Origin of the sequence: Kiloniella sp. (assembly GCF_048259265.1) — a bacterium.
Classification (GTDB): Bacteria; Pseudomonadota; Alphaproteobacteria; order Kiloniellales; family Kiloniellaceae; genus Kiloniella.
This window is the reverse complement of the sequence record NZ_JBLXHT010000014.1, coordinates 41,078-59,909: the sequence shown is the minus strand read 5'-3', so window position 1 is coordinate 59,909 and position 18,832 is coordinate 41,078. Positions and strand designations below refer to the sequence as shown.

Below are 18,832 nucleotides of genomic sequence, written 5' to 3'. Positions count from 1 at the left end.
CAAATGCTACATAAGTCACCTGATACAAATGTTTCAACAGCCACCGTTGGTAAAGACAACAAACACGATAGTGCTGAACGCCACATCAAGGGAACGGCGCTCTATATCGACGATATTCGTGAACCACAGGGCACACTTCATCTTGCCCCGGGCTATGCACAGGCATCTTGCGGTAAAATCAAAAGCCTTGATTTAAGTGCCGTAAAATCGGCCCCCGGTGTTGTGGCGGTTTTAACAGCCAAAGATATTCCCGGTGTCAACGACTGTAGCCCGGCAATGGGCGATGACATGATCCTTGCGGATGGGCACATCCTCTTTCACGGGCAAGTTATCTTTGTCGTCGCAGCAAAAAGTCATTTAGCGGCAAGAAAAGCGGCAAGACTGGCCAAGATCGAAATAGAAGAAACGGCGCCTATGGTGACTGTGGAAGACGGTCTTGAAAAAGACGCATCCGTCCTACCTCCTTACGAATTTTTACGCGGTTCGCCGGATGAAGTGATTGCATCTTCCCCCAATAAAATCACAGATAGTTTCCATATTGGCGGACAGGAACACTTTTATCTGGAAGGTCAGATCGCTATGGCCATTCCTGGAGATGATGGTGAGATACTAGTTCATTCATCAACCCAACATCCGACCGAAATTCAGCACACCGTTGCCAAAATGCTTGGCGTTCATGATGCCGCTGTTGTGTGTGAATGTCGCCGCATGGGTGGTGCTTTTGGGGGCAAGGAATCTCAGGCCGCACAATGGGCCGCATTATCAGCCTTGGTTGCCCATGTCACCGGACGCCCGGCTAAGATGCGTCTGGATCGTGATGACGATATGATCATGACGGGTAAACGTCACGATCAAGCTTGTAACTGGCAAGCAGGATATGATGATCATGGAAAGCTAACCGCCGTAAACGTCGAATTCAATTCACGCTGTGGCTGTTCTGCTGATCTGTCCCTAGGCGTGAATGATCGCACCATGTTTCATGCGGATAATTCCTACTACTATCCGCAAGCACGTATCCTGTCCCGCCGTGTGATGACGAATACTGTTTCCAATACCGCGTTTCGTGGCTTTGGTGGTCCACAGGGAATGGTCTTTTCAGAACGTATGATGGACACCATTGCCATTAAGCTGGGTATGGATCCGCTTGACGTGCGAAAGATCAACTTCTATGGCGATGAAGATCGCAATATCACACCATTCGGCATGCAGGTTCAGGATAACATCCTTGATGAACTTGTGTCGGAGCTGGAAAGCACCAGTGATTATCGCAACCGTCGCAAAGAAATAGCCGCCTTTAACGAAAAAAGCCCTTTCCTCAAAAAAGGCCTCGCGCTTAATCCGGTAAAATTCGGCATATCCTTTACCCTTAAGCACCTCAATCAAGCTGGTGCCCTTGTCCATGTCTATACCGATGGGTCTGTACAGGTGAACCACGGCGGCACCGAAATGGGGCAAGGTCTCTATACCAAGGTTGCCCAGGTGGTCGCCGAAGAATTTGGCATTGATCTGGACCACGTCCGAATAACGGCAACCAAAACGGATAAAGTACCCAATACCGCCCCCACAGCCGCTTCATCTGGCTCTGATATGAACGGTATGGCGGCGAAACAAGCTGCCCAAACCATCAAAGAGCGATTGATTGAACTCGCGAGCAAGCTTTATCAAGTTGACAAAACAGCCATCAGCTTTGCCCATAACAAGGTAAAAATTGGTGACCAAGAAATTGCCTTTGCGGAATTAACACAACAGGCTTTTCTGGAACGGGTATCCCTATCGTCAACGGGATACTATGCAACACCGCATATTACGTGGGACAGAGATACCAAAGACGGCCGCCCGTTCCTCTACTTTGCCTATGGTGCCTGTTGCGCAGAGGTTACCATTGATACGCTGACTGGCGAGATGAAAGTGGATCGGATCGATATTCTGCATGATGTTGGAAAATCACTGAACCCGGCCATTGACATAGGACAGATCGAAGGCGGTTTTGTTCAGGGCATGGGCTGGCTGACCACTGAAGAGCTTGTCTATGACGATCAGGGACGTCTTCGAACACACGCGCCATCGACCTATAAAATCCCAACAGCGTCGGATATACCTGAAGATTTCCGTGTAAACTTATGGAATTCAACAGGAAACAGAGAAGATACAATCTATAGATCAAAGGCCGTTGGCGAACCCCCTGTCATGTTGGCGACGGCTGTTTTCTCGGCCGTAACCAATGCCATCGCTTCACTCTCTCCCGGTCAGGTGCCGCAAATAAACACGCCAGCCACACCAGAAAATATTCTTCGTTCTGTTCAAGATATGAAGAAACGAGACAAAAGGGCTGGAGAAGAATAATGAAAGTCTGGTCGCTCATCGCAAAACATCTGGAAGACGTGGGTTGTTGCGCTATGGTCACCATGACAGAGGTCTTGGGTTCTGCTCCGCGAGAAGCCGGAACACGCATGGTTATTCGACCAGATGGCGGCTTTCATGGCACAATCGGCGGCGGCACGCTTGAATGGCGCGCACAGGCTGACGCGCAAAAGCTCATGCGCAACAAAAAAGCATTACTAAACTTCAGCCAACATGCCCTTGGCCCAGAATTGGGGCAGTGTTGTGGCGGAGCAGTAAAGTTGCTCATCGAAGTTTTTACGAAAGAACAACTGAGTGACGTAAAAGAATTAGCGGTTATGGAAGAAACAGGACCCTTTTCTACACGGGGCTGTTTTAACGCAGATCGTGTTGTCCGAAAGATAACTGAGGAATCACAACAGAAACTGAGCTTTGATCGTAACGGAGATATTCTCGAAAGTTTTGGCGAAAAGAAGCGTCAGGTTTATCTCTATGGTGCGGGACACATCGGACGGGCCTTGATGCTTAATATGGCTGCACTGCCATTTGATCTTGTCTGGATTGATTCACGACACAACGCCCTGCCATCAATTACCCCCGGAAATGTAGAAAAGATATACACACCAACACCTGTGGAAACCTTAACTACAGCACCAGACGGCGCTTTTATTGTGATCATGACCCACAGCCATGCGCTTGATCTGGATTTGGTCAATGCAGCCTTATCCGCCGAACGTTTTGCCTATGTCGGTGTTATAGGATCAGATACCAAAAAAGCACGCTTTAAAAGCCGTCTGAAATCATTCGGCATGGTAAAACAGAACATCAACAAGCTCGTCTGTCCGATTGGTATTGACGGTATAAAATCAAAACACCCCGCGGCAATCGCCGCATCAGTTACAGCAGAATTACTCATCAGGGATGAAAAGATAGCCCAACAGGGTACAGTCTTGGATTCTAATGATCGGATCGACTTGGTAAGGGATAAAAAAGCCCTAAAGTTTGTCCAATAAGACAAAAAAATGAATAAAACCTAGTAAGTTAAAAACCGGAGAGTTAAAAACTTACTGAACTGGGAACATAGGCTTACTGGGAGGGCCAGCAATTGGGGGATCATGTATCCACAAAAGGCGGCACAGCTGCAACAACAGAATATCTGTTGGAAGCACGCGGAATCACCAAGATGTTCGGGGATCTGGCAGCAAATGACGATGTCACGCTGAAGCTAGCCCCGGGTGAAATTCACGCGCTGCTCGGCGAGAACGGCGCGGGCAAATCAACGCTTGTCAAAATTATCTACGGATCCTTACAGCCCACCGCAGGCTCGTTGCATTGGCTGGGGCAAGAAGTGTCCATCGCCAATCCTGCTGCGGCCCGTAACTTGGGTATTGGTATGGTTTTTCAACACTTCTCCCTGTTCGAAGCCTTGAACGTTGTTGAAAACATTGCCCTTGCCCTGCCCAAAGATACAGACATCAAAGACCTTTCCCAAAAAATTTCCGACGTTTCCAAAGAATACGGTCTTCCCCTAGAACCCACAGCATTGGTTGCTGACCTTTCCGTCGGTGAAAGGCAGCGTATTGAAATTGTTCGCTGCCTGTTACAGGAGCCGCGGCTGTTGATCATGGACGAACCAACAGCCGTCCTAACGCCACAAGAAGCTGATCAGCTATTCCTGACGCTAGAGCGCCTTGCAAAAGAAGGCTGTGCCGTTCTCTACATTTCTCACCGTCTTGATGAGGTGAAACGGCTTTGTCACGATGCAACAATCTTGCGAATGGGAAAAGTTGTTGGACAGGTGGATCCGCAGAAAGAAACCGCAGCCAGTCTCGCTAGACTGATGGTCGGAGCCGATGTCCATGCCATTAATGCAAACAGAGAGCATAAACCTGGCGAGACCCTGCTAAAACTCGATAAACTGGCTCAAGCAGCGGATGGCCCCTTTGGTGTTTCTCTTGTTGATATCGATCTGGATGTCAAAGCAGGCGAAGTCGTGGCCATCGCCGGGGTTGCCGGAAACGGTCAATCCGAGCTCTTTGATGCTATTTCTGGGGAACGCATCTCAGGTAGAGCCGGAACAATACAGATTGATGGACGAGACAGTGGCTTGGACAATATAACCCAACGCCGACGCAACGGAGCTGGATTTGTGCCGGAAGAACGACTGGGGCACGGTGCTGTTCCCGGACTTTCCCTATCAGAAAATATCGTCCTGACCCGTCATTCTGATGATGCCGGCCTGTCAAAGTCTGGCTTTATCAACCGTGAAAGTGCCATTGCAATCAACGAACGGATCACCCGGGACTATGATGTCCGCAAGGGCAAACCAGATCCCGAAGCCAGGTCACTATCCGGGGGGAACCTACAGAAATTCGTTGTGGGTCGCGAACTGGATCGTAAGCCAAAGGTACTTGTTATCAACCAGCCCACATGGGGGGTAGATGCCGGGGCCGCCGCCTTGATCCGGCAGGCCATGATTGATCTTGCTCTGGCTGGATCTGCGGTTTTGGTGATATCACAGGATTTGGATGAAATTTTCGAAATAGCCGACAGAATTGCGGTTATCTCTCGCGGACAGCTTTCAGAAGCTTTCCCGGCTGGCGATCTGACACTGGAAAAAATCGGCTTGCTAATGGCTGGTGCTCACGAGAAGAAAAACCCCGATGCAACAGGGACAAATGAGAAGGTAAGCGCATGAAACTCGTGTTGGAAAAACGTTCCGAACACTCGGAATTCATGACCCTTATGTCACCGTTGCTGGCGATTGCTCTGACGGTTCTTACTGGTGCCATCATTTTTGCTGTTCAAGGGCTTAATCCCTTCGAAGCACTCTATGTGTATTTCATCGAGCCTTTGACATCTATGTGGTCGCTTGAAGAAGTCTTCGTGAAGGCCGCACCCCTCATCCTCATCGGTGCCGGGTTATCGGTATGCTACATGGCCAACGTCTGGAATATCGGTGCAGAGGGCCAGTTGACCATGGGCGCGGTTGTGGGGTCAATTATCCCGATCGTTTTCACATCATGGCAATCACCACTTGCCCTCGTCGCCATGATTACGCTCGGCGCTTTGGGTGGCGCGCTCTATGCAGCAATCCCTGCTTTTTTAAAAAACAGGTTTAACGCCAACGAAATTTTAACGTCCCTAATGATGGTCTATATCGCGCAGCTCTTTTTAGATTGGGTTGTTCGTGGTCCGTGGAAGGACCCCAAAGGCTTTAACTTTCCGCAATCTATTGCTTTTGAAGGTTGGCAACTTCTCCCAACACTTGGCGATGGGCGTGTCCATATCGGGATTATCCTTGCCGTGATCGTTGTTGCGATCCTGACGGTTCTTATGAGCAGAACACTTAAAGGCTTTGAAATACTGGTCATCGGAAATTCCCCGCGTGCAGGACGTTTTGCAGGTTTTTCAAGAAAGAAGGTCGTCTGGTTTTGCCTGTTGCTTTCCGGCGGATTAGCTGGAATTGCCGGAATTGGCGAAGTAGCGGGGCCAAGCGGACAGTTACAGCCCACCATTTCACCTGGTTATGGCTTTACAGCTATTATCGTGGCCTTCCTTGGTCGCTTAAATCCCATCGGCGTTCTTTTTGCCGGGGTCATGTTGGCCATTACCTATATCGGTGGAGAAGCCGCGCAGATTGATTTGGGTGTATCCGATAAAACAGCACAGGTTTTTCAGGGTATCTTGCTCTTTTTCATTTTGGCCTGTGATACGTTGATCCTCTATCGGATAAAGATGCTGGGTTCAACAAAACAACAATCAGTAGCGGCGGAGTAAAACCAATGGATGCAACACAAGCTGTCATCTTGACAATTATTACCGCTTCAACCCCCTTGCTCCTTGCAGCAATTGGTGAGTTGGTTACCGAAAGGTCCGGCGTTCTCAACCTAGGTGTCGAGGGCATGATGGTTATGGGGGCTGTTTGCGGATTTGCCGCGGCCTACACAACAGGTAACCCCTACATCGGCATTCTTGCTGGCGTTCTTGGGGGCGTTGCCCTCTCCTTCTTCTTTGCTATTTTGACACAAACATTGGCGACAAATCAGGTTGCGACCGGACTGGCTCTCACCCTTTTGGGGCTTGGGTTATCAGGACTTATCGGGGAATCATTTGTCGGACTTCCCGGCGTAAAACTACAACAGCTTTCCATTCCGTTTCTGAGCACCATTCCTTTCATCGGGCCAATCCTTTTTGGACAGGACATCCTTGTTTACACCTCTATCGCGCTGATTTTTGGCACGACCTATGTGCTATTTAAAACCAGAATAGGCCTGATCATTCGCTCTGTCGGAGATAATCACAATTCAGCCCATGCACTTGGGTACAATGTGATCGCTGTACGTTATGCCTGCATTATGTTCGGGGGGGCCTGTTCCGGTCTTTCTGGGGCCTATCTGTCGCTCGCCTATACACCACAGTGGATTGAGAACATGACCGCCGGACGTGGCTGGGTTGCCCTGGCTTTAGTGGTTTTTTCAACATGGTTGCCCAAACGTCTTGCGATTGGTGCCTATCTGTTCGGGGCTGTTTGGATTATGGGCCTTTATGTTCAAGCGCTTGGCTTTGGCATACCATCACAGTTCCTGTCATCATTGCCTTATGTTGTAACCATCATTGCATTGGTCATTATTTCTGGCAACAAAACGCTAACTCGTGTAAATACACCAGCATGTATCGGTCAAACCTTTGTTCCAGATCGATAATATGATTTCCCTGTTGAGCCAAACACCCAAAGCGTTAATTCAGGCGAGGCCAACAGAGAGAAGAATGAAATTAATACAGGTGTCATCGCATACATCGGCCAGCGTTGACGTCAAAAGAATGAAACGGCCGCAAAGAGTTCTCTTGCCCAAGGGAATTCAGTAATCAGGGAAGGATAACCCACATGAAGAAAATCTTGGGATTTGCCGCCGCAATCGTACTATCCCTCGCGATAGTCCCGGCATCTGCTGCAGATAAGCTGAAAGTTGGTTTTATATACGTTGGCCCCGTTGGTGATCACGGTTGGAGCTACCAACATGATCAAGGACGCAAAGCCATCGAAGAAAAATTTGGCGATCAAATTGAAACAACTTATGTCGAAAAAGTTGCCGAAGGTCCGGACGCAGAACGTGCAATTGAACGTCTGGCCCGTAAAGGGTCCAAACTAATTTTCACAACTTCCTTTGGTTTTATGGAACCAACCCTAAAAGTTGCCAAACGCTTCCCAGATGTAAAGTTTGAACACGCCACAGGCTACAAACGCTCTGATAACGTTTCGACCTATTCTTCACGGTTTTACGAAGGCCGTTACATCATTGGTCAAATTGCTGCCAAACAATCAAAATCTGGTGTAGCTGGCTATATTGGTTCTTTCCCAATTCCAGAAGTTGTACGTGGTATCAACGCCTTTATGCTTGGCGCTCAGTCCGTAAATCCTGATTTCAAACTAAAAGTCGTTTGGGTAAATTCATGGTTTGACCCCGGTAAAGAAGCCGATGCCGCCAAGGTTCTGATTGGTCAGGGCGCTGACATTATCACTCAGCACACTGATTCTACAGCACCGCTTCAAATTGCACAGGAACAGGGTGTTCACGGTTTTGGTCAGGCGTCAAACATGTATGCCTTTGCTGAAAAAGCTCAGCTAACCGCCATTATCGATGACTGGGCATCTTACTATGTAAACCGTACACAGGCTGTATTGGATGGTACATGGAAATCCGAAGATACTTGGGGTGGCCTGGACGAGAAGATGGTTGTCATGGCTGATTACACAAACCTTCCCGACGATGTGAAAAAAATGGCCGAGGAAACTGAAGCCAAAATCACATCTGGCGATCTGCACCCATTCCAGGGACCAATCACCAAACAAGACGGTTCCGTAGCTGTTAAAGAAGGCGAGACAGTTGCCGATGGCGATCTTCTTGGCATGAACTGGTATGTTCAGGGTGTTGACGATCAGTTGCCACAATAAAAGTTACAAAGGTGTCCGGTAACTTAATATCTTGAACTTGGCATCTTGAAGAAAAATACTGGGACAACACCAACCCCTGAAAAATCGGGGGGTTGGTGCCCAGATAAGAAGATAAGCTTTAAAAAGATAAGCTGGATAATCGAAAAGATCAGGACCTAAAACGGATTACCTTTTCATTCGTCCATCCAAACAAGATTAAAAAAATCAAAATTATGGTCCCAAGGCCTGTTGTCTGGTGGGTAAACCCGCAGAGATCGATAACCTTGGATTTATAACGTGCCAGTTGGGAAAGATTTGGCATCTGTTTCGTCGTGCATAAATCACGGTCAAAGGTGTTCACACTTTCTTAAACAGAGATACTTTATCGCAATGAAGATTAACTGCCGAATTTACGGCTGATAACGCCAAGGTCATATGATGACAAACAAAGATCAAACAGTTGCCAAACTACTCCGCGGTGCGACCGTTAACTTTACTGATAATCCCCGCATCAAGGGTGATGATAATTCGGTTCAATACGAAACCAAGGGCGCTGTGGTTATCAGCGAAGGCGGGCGTATACTCTGGCAAGGCGCTTTTGCCCAACTGCCGGATGAATTTAAAGACCTTCCATGTGATGATTACGATAATAAAATCATTATGGCCGGGTTTATTGATCCGCATATTCACTTTCCGCAATACCGTATTCTGGCAGCCCCCGGTAAAGACCTTCTGGATTGGCTCAACCGCTTTACCTTCCCCGAAGAAAGCCGCTATAGCTCTGAAGAATATGCCGCCAAAGCCGCAGAAATTTTCCTCGATCGCCTTTTTGCCAATGGCACCACCTCGGCCCTCGCCTTTTCCTCTGTACACAAAACCTGTGCCGACACCTTATTTTCTGCTGCTGAAAAGCGCGGTATGTCGATGATCACGGGGAAAACCATGATGGACAGGCTCGCGCCTGATACCGTACTTGATACGCCCGAAACAGCGGCAAGGGACTCACAGGATCTAATCAACAAATGGGATAACAAGGGTCGCCTAAAATACGCCATCACGCCACGTTTTGCCGTTACCTCAACCGATGCACAACTACAGGTGACAGGCGATCTTTATAAGGATAACCCAGATTGCCTCATGCAAACCCATCTGTCAGAAAGCCCCGGCGAGATTGCCACAGTGCAAAAACAATTCCCGTGGTCCAAGGATTACACCGACGTTTACGATCACTTTAACCTGTTGGGCGAAAATTCTTTCTTTGCCCATGGTATCCACCTGTCTGAACGGGAATGCCAGCGCCTTGCCGAAAGCGGTTCCACCGTGGTGCATTGCCCGACATCCAACAACTTCCTCGGGTCCGGCCTGTTTGATATCGACCACCTGTCCAAACCGGAACGTCCCGTGGGTGTCGGCGTTGCCACAGACGTCGGCGGCGGCACCAGCTATTCCATGCTGCAAACTCTGGGCGAAGCCTATAAAGTCGCTATGCTCAAGGGCCGGAAAATAACCGCCCACGATGCCTTCTATCTCGCGACCCTTGGCAATGCCAAGCAGCTCAAACAGGATAATGAGATCGGTAATCTGGAAGCAGGAAAGTACGCCGATATTGTGGTACTAGATCCCAAAGCCACGCCCGTACTTGAAAGCCGTCAGGAAGTTTCAGAGAACCTCGAAGACATCCTCTTCTCGCTCATGATCCTCGGCGACGACCGCGCAATCTCAGCTACCTATGTGGCGGGAGAACGGGTTTATAAGGGGTAAATATTCATCTTCATCCATTGGGACGGCTGTCAGCCAACTCACAGTCGTCCCAATCAACTCTGTGATAGCCATTGGACAGATATTTCCAACTGGTCTTAAAAGCTGTGAATCTAGTTCTAAATCGTTATCGAGGCCCAATCTTTTAAGTTTTCTTTCAAATTCTTCTCGGGATTTGTAAAAGAGGGCTTCTCCTGTATCTGTAGAGAGAATGAAATAATTTTCCTCATTACGGATACGAATTTTATATCCGTTACGTCCGCCATCACATTCCAGATATTCCGCAGGAAGCTGTAAACCAACGTAATATCCAGGCATAATATCATGGTCGACGACTGTCGCCGGAATAATAACGTCACCATCTCTAAGAATGGTGTAATTATCCGGCCGGGTAAAATTGTGATAGGAATATTCTTTATCAGAGTTGAATGCCTGAAAAACGAGATAAAGCACTCCCCAACCAAGAATGACACCGAAATATATAAGATATCTTTTGATCTTACTCAAAATCTTTGTCCTCGTAGCGATATACGATTTTAAAAGGAGTTCCCTTACCATGCTCATCTATCGCAAGTTCATTTAAAAAATTTCTGGAGGTGATCCTGACTTTATCCACAATATTTGCGTCTTGGGGCATAGCCATTGCTTTGGGTTCAAAATCATATCCTGCGTCATATATTCGACCATTCGCCGGATTGGTGGACACATAACCATGAACTTTAAGATCATCAAGAGGCATAGGAGCTGCTATCTGAATATTTTTACTGGTTCTCCACACTGTTAATTCCCTGCCATCAACAACAAGTGGTTTTCCACCTGCGTTTCTCCACCACCACTTTGCCTGCTCATAAGTCAGCTTGTTGCCCTTACCAGCATGCCCATCAACAAACATTCTGAACATCCTGTCGTCTAGCTGTTCTCTTTTCTGTTCAGCTTGCTCTTCCCTATGACGACGATACAAAGCTCCAGCATGATCCATTCTTATGACTCCCCTTATCTTAATGATCAGAGATAAGGATTAGTCCAGAAGTCTATTAATACAATTCATCTCAATAGTTCACGTAAATTACTATCAAACCTTACAATCACTTGAACAACCAAACACCTGCCAAATACGCCACCTCTTGATATTTCATTAGACTGTTCGGGTAGATAATATTCTGCTTTTTCTCCATCGCGGCCAAAGCTTGTGGCGTCACCAATTCTACTTCCAGATCTGGGATAACTTGTATCAAGGCCTCCATTTTAAAGGTATCGGGGCCGCCAGCGAATTTGCCTTTTTTGGCTCGTTTTTTGATGACTGCCTGAGAGATATTGTTGTTCACAAAGAATGCTGCGATCTCTTTTTGAAAGCAGATGACATCTGCTGCATTATCACTGTCGCCCAATGCTATTTTTCGTGTCGGAAAATCAATGTGTTTTGGCCCCTCCTCGCTGGCTTCCAAAACAACTAAGACGGCATCGTTTCCTTTAAGTTCAATCCCACAAAGTTTCATCAGAATTCCACCATTAAAGGGTTAAGGGGTTAATAATTCTATTTATTCTTAAAGCAGTTAAAGCAATCTGCAAAGTTTTGAATAGGATCAACGCGCATCCAACAAAAATAAAATGAACCTTATGTTCTGTACGCCCGACCTATTAGGTATCCAGCGGAATTCAGCATCCATATCTGAAATGGAAAAGGCTCAGATTTCCGCCCTGATCTTAAAACAGGAGTACGAAAAATGAGTAACATTCCAAAACTAAAAACTCTTTGCATCATTACATCCGGCCTGGTTGCCGTGAATTACATTACGTTATCAACAACACCAGTAATGGCAGAATGCGCAACTCAGGCTACGGGGCAAACGTCAGCACAGAAAAACTGCAATCGTAACGCGTCGGCGGCAACGACATCACCACGGACAGTCACTGCAAGATCATTGTCCGTGAAAAGGACACAATACAAAGTTGTTGTCCCTCCTCGGCCCACGGCACCCAGAACGATAGTGCAGAAGAGAAAGAACATCGCCCCGACCAGATCCCTGAACAAACGAAGTAATGGTCCGGTTTATGGTCTGCCCAATGGTACGCCAGACCTTGTTGTATTGCCTGCATCAGCAGGAACAAACGGCATGCCGAACAGCGGTTATTGCGGCAGCTGGAATGGCGGGAATCAATCCATTCGCTGGATCATCAGAAATGCCGGCACAGGAATGGCCCCTGCGAGCGTTGTGAGTGTCGGATTTGATGTTCCCCTTGGTCAGCCTTGGAATGATACCTACCCAACGCAACAGAGCTTAAATGTGCCACCACTCGCCCCCGGACAACAATTTGCGATGTCACACCCAATTGATCCGGTATCCTGGTCACCAACCGCACATCCCATAGTAAGCTTTGGTTTCTTTGCTGATTATCACGCAACCATTGATGAGGTTTCCGAAGCAAACAATCATGTGGAATACGCCCGCTGCTTGGGACCAGCAACCTAGAATCTGACCCCTATTTAAGTTTGTAAATAAGATTGTGGGTTTATTCCACGGTCTTATTTGCACCTTAAAGTAACCTTTTCTTGCCTTTTTCCTCTCCCTTTTACACCACAATAATCGTTCATCTTGAAAACCTATTCTCACAAAAAGATAGGACCAATCTGATGAAAAAATCAGTACGCGGATTAATGACAGGGCTTTTAACATCAACAGCACTTTATGGATTTTCTTCCTCCCTCGTGGCCACAGCGGCCTTTGCAGATAATCAAAACGGGCAACCACGCATAGAGGTTGCCTTTGTTCTGGATACCACCGGATCAATGGCCGATCTGATTGACGGGGCAAAGCGCAAGATCTGGTCCATCGCCAATACCATCGTGGACATTCACCCCAATGCCAACATCGAAATGGCCCTGATCGGCTATCGCGACATTGGTGATGATTACGTCATCAAGTCTTACGATATGAGCCCGGATATACAGGGTCTGTACGGCAATCTGGTGCACTTCCAAGCCAATGGCGGCGGTGATACACCCGAAGCCGTCAATGAAGCCCTAGATGCGTCTGTTCGCCAACTGGATTGGACAGAAGGCGAAGATACCCAACGCATTGTCTTCCTCGTCGGAGATGCGCCGCCGCACATGGATTACGACAACGCCCCGAAATACCCCGAGGTTATCAAAGCGGCCAGAAAAGAAGGCATTATTGTCAATGCTGTACAGGCAGGCGGTGATCGGGAAACCAAGAAAATCTGGAAAGAAATCGCCCAACTGGGTAACGGACGCTATATCCCCATTCCACAGGATGGCGGGCAGATTAAAATTATCGAAACACCTTTCGATGGTGATATCATTATCCTGCAAAAGCGTATTGATGACACGGTTGTTCCCTATGGATCAGAGGCAGAACAATCCGCTGTGCAGGATAAAATGGAGCTAAAAGAAGCAGCACCAAGTTCTGTACAGGTAGAGAATTCCAAGTTTTATTCCAAACGCTCTTCGGTCAAGGAAGTCATAACAGGCGGTGGCGATTTGGTAGCTGATATCAAAAATGGCGCTGTTACGCTTGATAAAATTGAAGACGGCGACCTTCCAAAAGAATTACAGGATAAATCTGAGGGGGAAAAACAGGCTTATATCGATGCCAAGCTTGAAGAACGCGAACAGCTTGAAAAAGCCATGAGCAAACTTATCACAAAGTATGATGCCTACGTCGCCGAGAAGGCAAAGGAACAGGGCGAGACGGACTCATTTGACCACGCTGTTCAGGAAACACTGAAGCAGCAACTCTATTAAACTATACGTGATTGGGGATGATAGAGCAGAATTCATCCCCATATGTTATAGTGAGTATCAGGAAACACTAAGTAATGGGAAACAACGAGCAACGAGCAGATAAAACGGATCAACAGCATCGGTGATTTTATATGAAGAAATTCAGCGCAGGGCTACAGGAACTATCCATTCTCGAAACCGAGAAAATTCGTGTCACTCGCTATTCTGAATTTCTTCTGCTCTATCTGGAAAACCTGGAATTTTCGCACCAGCGAATTTGTGATTTTGGCTGTGGCACCGGGGTACTTGGTATTTATGCCGCCAAACGGGGCGCTCATTCAGTAACCGGATTTGATATTGATCCAGATGCGATAGATTTAAGTAAAGAAAACATTACCTTAAATGACTGTTCTCATTTTCAACCTCATCTCATTGATGACAGTGTTATTGATGAAACATACGATTTCATTATCTCTAACCCTGCGTCTCTGCCGACTGTAAAAGCATCCGGGAAAGAGTTTTTCAGCGGCGGGATCTATGGTATCGAAATGATCCAGGATCTTTTTGATTTCAGCGTTACAAGACTCAAAGAAGACGGACGCATTTTCTTTCTGCAAACCAGCTTGTCGTCAATCAACAAAGCCGCAAATTATGCCCATAACAAAGGCTTTAACTATAAAATCATCGGCGTCTTTCAAACTGACATCAGAGACCACTATCAGGAATTCTGGCACCGCGTCGAACATAACCAACGCACAGGTGATGCCCATTTTGTTGAAATCAACGGCATCCATTCTGAAATTGTTTATTTGGTAGAGGCCAAATACCGAGAAATGCCCTAAACGAAAAAAGACCTGAAATGTTGTTCATAACATTCCAGGCCTTCTTCATATTCTAAACCAAAACAGACTTTGGTTTAAGTCCGAGTACGTCGTCTTTGACCTGATGGCTTGCCCCAAGTTGGTTTACCCCGCGCAGGTTTGCCACCGGGTTTGGCTTTGCCGTGTGCTGTTGCGCCACGGGCTGGACCGTCAGAAGCGCCAGCACCACTTGCAACAGATGTTCTGTCATTTGCCCGACGACGTCCCTGCCCGGCATGTGTGGTAAAGAAAGCCTTGCCGCTGCTGTTGCCGTCTTTCTTTTTCGCGAAGCCTCTGGCACCTGGCTTGTTATCACCTGTACCAATGGGTTGATGCGCAGGAACCAGATGCTTTTTGCCCGGCCCAATAAGATCGGCACGCCCCAGATTTCTAAGCGCATCCCGCAGGATTGGCCAGTTTTCAGGATCGTGGTAGCGTAAGAAAGCTTTGTGCAAACGACGTTGTTTCATACCCTTTGCCGTATGAACAACTTCACCGCTGTGACGACGGATCGGGCGTAGCGGGTTACGCTCGCTGTGATACATAGCCGTGGAAAGCGCCATTGGGGATGGAATAAAGTTCTGAACCTGATCAGCCCGGAAGCCATTTTGTTTGAGCCAGACAGCAAGGTTCATCATATCTTCATCTTCACAGCCCGGATGTGCCGCAATGAAATAAGGAATGAGGTATAGCTCTTTACCAGCCTTTTTCGCCGCCGCATCGAACATGGACTTGAAACGCTCATAGGTACCAATACCCGGCTTCATCATCTTGGACAGTGCACGTTCTTCGGTATGTTCCGGCGCAATTTTCAGATAGCCACCGACGTGATGGGTCACCAGTTCCTTGATATAGGTCGGGCTTTTCACCGCAATGTCATAACGAAGACCGGATTGGATAGAGATCTTTTTGACACCCTTGATGTCACGAGCCTTGCGATAAAGCTGGATCAGGCTTTCATGGCTGGTATCAAGGTTCTTACAAACGTCAGGATAGACGCAAGACAAGCGACGACAGACCTTTTGAATTTTGTCATCCTTACAGGCCATGCGGTACATGTTGGCCGTCGGGCCACCCATATCGGTAATCTGCCCGGTAAAGCCATCAACCTTGTCACGTATATCTTCTATTTCCTTGAGGATTGATTCCTCAGACCGGCTTTGAATAACCCGGCCTTCGTGCTCGGTAATAGAACAGAAAGAACAACCACCAAAACAACCACGCATAATGTTCACGGAAAAGCGGATCATATCCCACGCAGCAAGCTTGGCATCACCGTAAACCGGGTGCGGTGCACGGGCATAGGTCAGATCAAACACGCCATCCATTTCAGGTGTGGTCAGCGGGATCGGCGGCTGGTTGATCCAGATATCGCGATCACCGTGTTTTTGCACCATAACGCGGGCGTTACCTGCGTTACTTTCCAGATGAACAACCCGGGATGCCTGTGCGTACAACGCCTTGTCTGCGATAACTTCTTCGTATGACGGCAGGCGTACAGCGGTTTTATTTGTATCTGCGTCACGCAGTTTCTTGCGGGCTTCAGCACGATCGGGAATGTGATGAAGATCATTATCATCATCAATGTCCGTCATATCAGCAACGGTCCAGCCTTCGGGGATTTCCTTGCGGGCAACCACTGTGCCGCGGATATCATCAATATCCTTTGGCGCTTCCCCTGCAGCGACGCGGTGAGTCAGATCAACAATGGCGCGCTCTGCATTTCCATAAAGAAGAATATCAGCTTTACTATCAATCAGGACGGAACGACGGACCTTATCAGACCAGTAATCATAATGGGCAGTACGACGCAGGGAAGCTTCGATACCGCCAATAACAATCGGCACATCCTTGTACGCTTCACGACAACGCTGTGAATAGACTATGACCGAACGGTCCGGGCGCTTACCGCCTTCATCATTCGGGGTGTAACTGTCATTATGACGAATGCGACGATCAGCCGTATAGCGGTTGATCATTGAATCCATGTTGCCGCCGGTTACACCATAATAAAGATTAGGTTTGCCCAGCGCCTTAAAAGCTTCTGAGTCTGACCATTCAGGCTGTGCAATGATACCAACACGAAAGCCCTGTGCTTCGAGAAGCCGTCCCATAATCGCCATGCCGAAGCTGGGATGATCCACATAGGCATCACCCGTGACAATAATGACATCACAACTATCCCACCCAAGAAGATCCATTTCTTCCCGAGACATGGGCAGGAACGGCGCAATACCAAAACGCTGCGCCCAGTATTTACGATAAGAAAAGATATTCTTGGCGTCGATGTCCGCTTCTTTCTTCGCAAGCTTACCTGAATTAGCGCCCTTAACAGGTTCGTTATTCATAGCATTCTTAGCTAAGTTGCAGGTACCATTTTGGGCAAAATTCTGGGCTTCGGGGCGGGCTTCGGGGCGGGCTTCGGGCATTACTCTGGCCTTCGCTAAATTCTCTCTGACGATTAATTGCGGTCATTGCCGCCTGGCTATTATAGCACGACCTTAAAACCTAACGATCAATGCCCAGCCAAAATCTGTTGCCCCCTTTTAACTACTTGAGCGATTAGGTCAAGTATTCCTGTTTACCTTCCCCCGCAGACCAGCCATCTATTTTTGGAAGACCTGAATACTAAAACTTTGATAATATTGACACATTAATAATATAAAGATAAGTAATCCACACCAAGGCCAAGTACAGAGTTCAAGATACACAAAGATTTTCCGCTGTTTTATTTGACCAAGTGATAAAAAAAATTTAGCATTTGGAACACAGTTTAAAAGAGGCGGAACAATTTGCCCTGACTGTAGAAGTAAAGAGCTCTGTACAAGTCGATTAACAGGAACCACAGTTCCTGAAAGCAAATAAATAACGACTAACGGTGAGATACCGATCTTGTATTTGAGCGCTTTCAGAGCTGTTTTACATCTATCCAGGGAGGGATTACATGACAGGTTTATCCAGAAGAACCGTTCTTGCGCTTGCCGCTGCAGGCCTAGCAAGTGCAACCCTTGGCGCAACGGGCGCCTTTGCAAAAACCATTAAGGTCGCAGGTATCTATACACAGCCTATTCAGCAAAAATGGGATGCACGCCTGCACGAAGCTTTGGTCGCCGCAAAAGAAGCCGGTGAAATCGAATACGTTTATTCCGAAAAAGTTGCCAATACAGATTATGTCCGTGTTTTGAGAGAATATTCTGAAAGCAAAGTCGATCTGATCGTCGGGGAAGCATTTGGCATCAGCCGCGAAGCCCGGAAAGTAGCTGAGGATTACAAAGATGTTGCCTATTTGATGGGCGATCCTTTTAAACCGCACGGCGACAATTTCTCTGTCTTTGATAACTACATTCACGAACCCTGTTATCTCATGGGTATCCTTGCCGGAAGCATGAGCAAATCAGGCAAGATCGGCATGGTCGGTGGCTATCCGATTGGCGAGGTCAACCGTCTGTTCCACGCCTTTATGGCGGGTGCACGATCCGTGAACCCCGATGCACAGTTCAAAGTGAACTTCATTGGATCATGGTATGACCCACCGAAAGCAAAAGAAGCCGCCTTTGCCCAGATCGAGGCTGGCGTTGATGTTCTCTATGCAGAGCGTGCTGGTGTTGTTGATGCAGCACGTGACAAAGGTATTATTGCCTTTGGCAACGTAAACGACATGAACAAGGAAGAAAATGGCAAGGACGTTGTTGTGACTTCTGCCCTTTGGCACATGGAATCAGCAATCGGACATGCCATCAGCCAGGTCAAAGCCGGAACCTATTCTGCTGCTGATTATAAAGAATGGACCATGATGCAAAAGGGTGGTGCTTCACTTGCCCCATATTATGAGTTTGACGATAAAATTCCAGCCGATGCAAAGGCCAAGGTCGAACAAGTAAAAGCAGATATCCTCTCGGGTAAATTTGTTGTTGAGATCAACGACGAAGAGCCCAAATCGACTTACTAACCGCCTTCCATCCCCGGTCTTGTTCTTTACTGAACCATTTTTATGCCTGAACCATTCTGATGGAGGACCGGGGATTTTATTGAGAAAACTTAAACAGTTTTTTCGTGGAAACGTATTTAGACGAACAGATAAAGATGTAATTATTATTGATACTTAAGCTTTGTTTGAGTATCAATCCAAGAATTATTCATTCCTTTATCGTTTCGGCTATTTCAAGACACTTCTGTTCTTGCATCTCTTGAGGCATA

At 47.4% G+C, this 18,832-nt stretch carries 15 protein-coding genes; 11 read left to right on the top strand and 4 right to left on the bottom strand.

Features of this window, described 5'->3' with window-relative positions:
• Nucleotides 1-3 precede the first annotated feature (3 nt).
• From xdhB to guaD, 7 genes are all read left to right on the top strand, one after another.
• Complete coding sequence (xdhB, locus tag ACN0QW_RS17825) at nt 4-2,343, top strand: xanthine dehydrogenase molybdopterin binding subunit (protein ID WP_417433395.1); 2,340 nt, start codon at nt 4-6, stop codon at nt 2,341-2,343.
• Complete coding sequence (gene xdhC / locus ACN0QW_RS17820) at nt 2,343-3,353, top strand: xanthine dehydrogenase accessory protein XdhC (RefSeq protein ID WP_417433393.1); 1,011 nt, start codon at nt 2,343-2,345, stop codon at nt 3,351-3,353. The genes xdhB and xdhC overlap by 1 nt, the downstream gene beginning before the upstream one ends.
• A gap of 92 nt (nt 3,354-3,445) precedes the next feature.
• Nucleotides 3,446-5,038, top strand: a complete 1,593-nt coding sequence (locus ACN0QW_RS17815) for an ABC transporter ATP-binding protein (protein WP_417433391.1) — start codon at nt 3,446-3,448, stop codon at nt 5,036-5,038.
• Nucleotides 5,035-6,120, top strand: a complete 1,086-nt coding sequence (locus ACN0QW_RS17810) for an ABC transporter permease (RefSeq protein ID WP_417433389.1) — start codon at nt 5,035-5,037, stop codon at nt 6,118-6,120. The genes ACN0QW_RS17815 and ACN0QW_RS17810 overlap by 4 nt, the downstream gene beginning before the upstream one ends.
• Nucleotides 6,121-6,125: 5 nt before the next feature.
• Nucleotides 6,126-7,046: an ABC transporter permease gene (locus ACN0QW_RS17805; RefSeq protein WP_299377614.1), complete on the top strand. Its 921-nt coding sequence runs from the start codon at nt 6,126-6,128 to the stop codon at nt 7,044-7,046.
• A 182-nt stretch (nt 7,047-7,228) separates the two neighbouring features.
• Nucleotides 7,229-8,296 (top strand): BMP family ABC transporter substrate-binding protein, encoded by a 1,068-nt coding sequence (locus ACN0QW_RS17800; RefSeq protein WP_417433387.1) that lies wholly within the window; start codon nt 7,229-7,231, stop codon nt 8,294-8,296.
• Between the two features lie 414 nt (nt 8,297-8,710).
• Nucleotides 8,711-10,036 carry a guanine deaminase gene (gene guaD / locus ACN0QW_RS17795; RefSeq protein ID WP_417433385.1) on the top strand — a complete coding sequence of 442 codons (1,326 nt, stop codon included), beginning with the start codon at nt 8,711-8,713 and terminating at the stop codon, nt 10,034-10,036.
• Here the strand turns inward: guaD and ACN0QW_RS17790 are convergent.
• The 3 genes from ACN0QW_RS17790 to ACN0QW_RS17780 all read right to left on the bottom strand — a co-directional run bounded on the left by ACN0QW_RS17790 (nt 9,995) and on the right by ACN0QW_RS17780 (nt 11,529).
• Entirely contained in the window at nt 9,995-10,540 is a 546-nt protein-coding gene (locus ACN0QW_RS17790; RefSeq protein WP_417433383.1) for a hypothetical protein, read from the bottom strand. The genes guaD and ACN0QW_RS17790 overlap by 42 nt on opposite strands.
• Nucleotides 10,533-11,012 carry a hypothetical protein gene (locus tag ACN0QW_RS17785; protein ID WP_417433381.1) on the bottom strand — a complete coding sequence of 160 codons (480 nt, stop codon included), beginning with the start codon at nt 11,010-11,012 and terminating at the stop codon, nt 10,533-10,535. The genes ACN0QW_RS17790 and ACN0QW_RS17785 overlap by 8 nt, the downstream gene beginning before the upstream one ends.
• Before the next feature lie 106 nt (nt 11,013-11,118).
• The gene (locus ACN0QW_RS17780; protein ID WP_417433379.1) at nt 11,119-11,529 is read right to left on the bottom strand and encodes a DUF3010 family protein; all 411 of its coding nucleotides are present in this window, start codon (nt 11,527-11,529) and stop codon (nt 11,119-11,121) included.
• A 228-nt stretch (nt 11,530-11,757) separates the two neighbouring features.
• Here ACN0QW_RS17780 and ACN0QW_RS17775 point away from each other — a divergent pair, with 228 nt between their 5' ends.
• The 3 genes from ACN0QW_RS17775 to ACN0QW_RS17765 all read left to right on the top strand — a co-directional run bounded on the left by ACN0QW_RS17775 (nt 11,758) and on the right by ACN0QW_RS17765 (nt 14,617).
• Nucleotides 11,758-12,504, top strand: coding sequence for a CARDB domain-containing protein (locus ACN0QW_RS17775; RefSeq protein ID WP_417433377.1), 747 nt, complete (start codon nt 11,758-11,760; stop codon nt 12,502-12,504).
• A 161-nt stretch (nt 12,505-12,665) separates the two neighbouring features.
• Nucleotides 12,666-13,796 carry a vWA domain-containing protein gene (locus tag ACN0QW_RS17770; RefSeq protein ID WP_417433375.1) on the top strand — a complete coding sequence of 377 codons (1,131 nt, stop codon included), beginning with the start codon at nt 12,666-12,668 and terminating at the stop codon, nt 13,794-13,796.
• Between the two features lie 131 nt (nt 13,797-13,927).
• Nucleotides 13,928-14,617: a 50S ribosomal protein L11 methyltransferase gene (locus ACN0QW_RS17765; RefSeq protein WP_417433373.1), complete on the top strand. Its 690-nt coding sequence runs from the start codon at nt 13,928-13,930 to the stop codon at nt 14,615-14,617.
• Between the two features lie 74 nt (nt 14,618-14,691).
• On the opposite strand, the gene ACN0QW_RS17760 is transcribed toward ACN0QW_RS17765, so the two are convergent.
• Nucleotides 14,692-16,851, bottom strand: a complete 2,160-nt coding sequence (locus ACN0QW_RS17760) for a YgiQ family radical SAM protein (protein WP_417433460.1) — start codon at nt 16,849-16,851, stop codon at nt 14,692-14,694.
• Nucleotides 16,852-17,579: 728 nt separating this feature from the next.
• Here ACN0QW_RS17760 and ACN0QW_RS17755 point away from each other — a divergent pair.
• Nucleotides 17,580-18,584 (top strand): BMP family protein, encoded by a 1,005-nt coding sequence (locus ACN0QW_RS17755; RefSeq protein ID WP_417433371.1) that lies wholly within the window; start codon nt 17,580-17,582, stop codon nt 18,582-18,584.
• Nucleotides 18,585-18,832 lie beyond the last annotated feature (248 nt).